The 3,488-nt window shown below is 59.2% G+C and carries 4 protein-coding genes, 3 tRNA genes and 1 rRNA gene; all 8 read right to left on the bottom strand.

All coding sequences use genetic code 11. The features are described from left to right. The coding region (locus MJ122_RS29925; RefSeq protein ID WP_239747202.1) for a GTP-binding protein at positions 1 to 352 on the bottom strand (352 nt) is incomplete at its 3' end. An 83-nt stretch (positions 353 to 435) separates the two neighbouring features. Beyond that, positions 436 to 511, bottom strand: a tRNA-Thr gene (locus MJ122_RS29930). A 19-nt stretch (positions 512 to 530) separates the two neighbouring features. Next, positions 531 to 604: transfer RNA gene (locus MJ122_RS29935), tRNA-Gly, on the bottom strand. Positions 605 to 630: 26 nt separating this feature from the next. Further along, positions 631 to 715: transfer RNA gene (locus MJ122_RS29940), tRNA-Tyr, on the bottom strand. A gap of 141 nt (positions 716 to 856) precedes the next feature. Further along, complete coding sequence (locus tag MJ122_RS29945) at positions 857 to 1,537, bottom strand: SPOR domain-containing protein (RefSeq protein ID WP_239747203.1); 681 nt, start codon at positions 1,535 to 1,537, stop codon at positions 857 to 859. A gap of 9 nt (positions 1,538 to 1,546) precedes the next feature. Further along, on the bottom strand, positions 1,547 to 2,296 hold the full coding sequence (locus MJ122_RS29950; protein ID WP_239747204.1) for a pantothenate kinase: 750 nt from the start codon (positions 2,294 to 2,296) through the stop codon (positions 1,547 to 1,549). Further along, positions 2,286 to 3,230: a bifunctional biotin--[acetyl-CoA-carboxylase] ligase/biotin operon repressor BirA gene (gene birA / locus MJ122_RS29955; protein ID WP_239747205.1), complete on the bottom strand. Its 945-nt coding sequence runs from the start codon at positions 3,228 to 3,230 to the stop codon at positions 2,286 to 2,288. Before birA ends, MJ122_RS29950 begins: the two co-directional genes overlap by 11 nt. Positions 3,231 to 3,364: 134 nt before the next feature. Continuing rightward, positions 3,365 to 3,480: ribosomal RNA gene (gene rrf, locus MJ122_RS29960) — 5S ribosomal RNA — on the bottom strand. Between the last annotated feature and the right edge of the window lie 8 nt (positions 3,481 to 3,488).

The raw sequence follows: 3,488 nt of genomic DNA on the forward strand, positions 1-3,488 counted from the left end.
CGCGGGTCTGCGGCATGGGGCCGTCAGCAGCCGAGCAAACCAGGATCGCGCCGTCCATCTGGGCAGCACCGGTGATCATGTTCTTCACGTAGTCGGCGTGGCCCGGGCAGTCTACGTGAGCGTAGTGACGTACCGGCGAGTCGTATTCAACGTGAGAGGTGTTGATGGTGATACCACGAGCCTTCTCTTCCGGCGCGTTGTCGATCTGATCGAAAGCGCGAGCGGAACCGCCCCAGGTCTCGGAGCAGACCTTGGTCAGAGCAGCGGTCAGAGTGGTTTTGCCGTGGTCAACGTGACCGATGGTGCCGACGTTTACGTGCGGCTTGTTACGCTCAAACTTTTCTTTAGCCATCTTGACCGCCTCCCGTAAGGAATTGAGAAAGTCACGTCACCATTAAAACAAAGGCAGATATTTTCATATCTGCCTTTGCGAGATGGAGCTCATGAGCGGATTTGAACCGCTGACCTCACCCTTACCAAGGGTGTGCTCTACCAGCTGAGCTACATGAGCAAGACATCAGCAACAAACTTGGAGCGGGTAGCGGGAATCGAACCCGCATCATCAGCTTGGAAGGCTGAGGTTCTACCACTGAACTATACCCGCGGAGCTTGCAGCTCACGCTTGAAAACTGGTGGAGGGGGAAGGATTCGAACCTTCGAAGTCTGAGACGTCAGATTTACAGTCTGATCCCTTTGGCCGCTCGGGAACCCCTCCGAGTGAGGCGGCATTCTACAGCCTGCCACCGCGTTGTCAACTGTTTTTCTTTAAAAAACTTGAGCTTAGCTCTTCGACAACGGCTTCCAGTGCATGACCCTTTCAGGCCACCCCTGTGAAGCGGGCGCCATTCTATTCAAACTACTGAGGGGTTGCAACGTTTTTGCACGGCATTGTTTGTTTCTGCAATTCCGGGAAATCCGGCGCCAACTGGCGGACCAGAGAATCATCCACCAGCCGCCCACCCTCCGGAGTGATCTGCGCCCAGTAGTCATGCTGCGAACGAGCCAATTCGCGCACCAGCGCATCATATCCGGCTGCCTTCAGGCGCTCGACGACGCTGTCAGCGGAATCCTTGCGCTGGAAGATCCCGAGGGAGATCCCGTCAGTCAGGTCGCCCTCAGTGATGATGTAGCTATCGATCTTGCGTGCCTGCAGTTCGCGCAGCTGCCACAACGAAGCCTGGCGCGAGGCCAGCGGCGGGAGATAAACCCAGTAATCAACGCCAGCGGCAGCATCCACTGTCTGCACGGAAGCCTGGACGTCCAGGCTCAGCAAGCGCTGAACCAGCAGCTGCGCACGATCCTCTGCGGGGAAGCTGCCGAGGTAGACGCAGGCAGAGGCATTGGGGGCCGCTGGCTTTTCCTCAGCCTGACGGCGCCGGGGCGCCTCGGCAGACTCACTGAGCAGGCGAATATTCTTCTGCTCACTCTTGAACAGACTGAGCGGCGCTATCTCCTTGGGACGGAGAGGCGCCTGCTGCTGATGCCAGACGTAATAGAAGACATTGAGGGCGAGCAGGAACAGGAAGAACCAACGCATCGATCAGACTCACTCGATCGGACAGGCAAGCGCCAAGCCGAGAAATACCAGATCCGGAAGCACGACGGCGCGAGCAGACTCATCCTTGACCAGCTCGGCATCGCCCCCAGTCAGATAGACAGCACAATCGTCACCCAGCAGTTTATTGGCCAGTTCGATCTGCTCCCGCACGAACCCTCGCAGCATCAGCACGCAGCCACGCTCAACAGCCTCGGAAGTTTCCTGGCCCGGCAGCAGATTCTGCAACGCCTCATGAGCCGCGTCGTCGTCATAACGGATACGGCGAGTGTGGGTGCGCAACTGGCTGCGCATCAGGGGCATGCCCGGAGCTATATAGCCCCCCAGGTGCTTGCCAGCGGCATCGACCAGATCGGAAGTGACCGCAGTGCCGAGATCGAGCACCAGACAGCCACGCCCCGCTAGACAATGGCCAGCCACCAGCGCCAGCCAGCGATCCATCCCGAGCCGCTGATACTCACGGTAGCCATTCAGCACCCCACCCAGCTCGGGAGCCGGTGCTGCGATCTTCACCGCAATCGGGAAGGCGCTCTCTAGGCCAACACGAAGCGCGTCGGTTTCCTGCTCACTGCGCACGCTGACCATGCGGCAGTAGCGGATATCCACCACCTCGCTCGCCTGCAGCTGCGCAAGCAATGCCTGATCGGAATCAGCCACCCCACCAGCAACGGTCACCAGGTCATGTTTTCTGACGACCCGCCACTTGATCAGGCTGTTTCCGCAATCCAACTCAAGAATCATCCGACAACCTCAGACTCAGCTCGCCTCCGCTGTAGCTCTGCTCCCTGCCATCCACCAGGAGGCGCAGTGCGCCCCTCTCATCGATGCCGAGGGCACGCCCAACGATATTATTGGCGACAGTGGACAGCGTAACCTGCCGCCCCTGCCATAAATGAAGGGCTTCCCACTCTTCACGGCTGGCGGCAAAACCGCGCTCGCGATGACGGGAAAGTGCCTGCGCAAGTTGCCACTCCAGCGCCTGCAGCAACTCGTTGCGGTCGACGAGCCTGCCCAACGCTTCTCGAACCGAGGTCCAGGGCTGATCAATAGCGTCCGCCCGGCGCATGTTGACATTGATGCCGATGCCGATGGCAACGCTGCAGATGTCAGCAGGATCCCCTGTCAACTCCAGCAGGATACCGGCGACCTTCTTGCCACCGACGAGGACGTCATTGGGCCATTTCAAACCGACGTCCTTTACACCCAGCACCTGGATGGCCTTCGCCACCGCAAGACCGACCACCAGGCTCATCCCTTCCAGCTCCTGCGCACCACCACGTACAGTGATACCCAAGGTGTAATAAAGGTTGGCACCAAAGGGACTTTCCCACTGCCGGCCTCGCCTTCCTCGCCCAGCAGTCTGGCGCTCACCCAGAATAGCGAATGGCGCTTCGGCGCCAGCAGAGAGGCGCCGCAGAACCTCGGCGTTGGTGGAATCGATCGAAAACAGCACATCGAGAGGCCACGGGCCGGAGTGGGGTCTGGGCGAGATGATGCTCAGAGGCTCTTCCAGGCGGTAGCCCCGGCCGCGCACTCGCTGCACAACCATACCGTAGTCACGCTCAAAGCCCTCGAGGCGCTTCCAGACAGCACTGCGACTTACCCCGAGTAGAGCACCCAGCTCTTCTCCGGAATGAAAGCGGCCATCGCTCAGCAATTTCAGCAAGGTCTGCATATCACCCCCGCAACAGTCAGGCACGCATCATATAGAGGCATGCCTGAATTGCATACGCAGCAATGGCCCGACTTTTCCGCGCGCAAAAGCAAAACCCCCGGCCAGCGATGCTGACCAGGGGTCTTGGGATGGGAGCTTGACGATGACCTACTCTCACATGGAGAAACTCCACACTACCATCGGCGATGCGTCGTTTCACTACTGAGTTCGGGATGGGATCAGGTGGTTCCAACGCTCTATGGTCGTCAAGCAATTCTT

The sequence above is a fragment of the Pseudomonas sp. DP-17 genome (genome assembly GCF_022380625.1).
Taxonomy (GTDB): Bacteria; Pseudomonadota; Gammaproteobacteria; order Pseudomonadales; family Pseudomonadaceae; genus Pseudomonas; species Pseudomonas nitroreducens_A.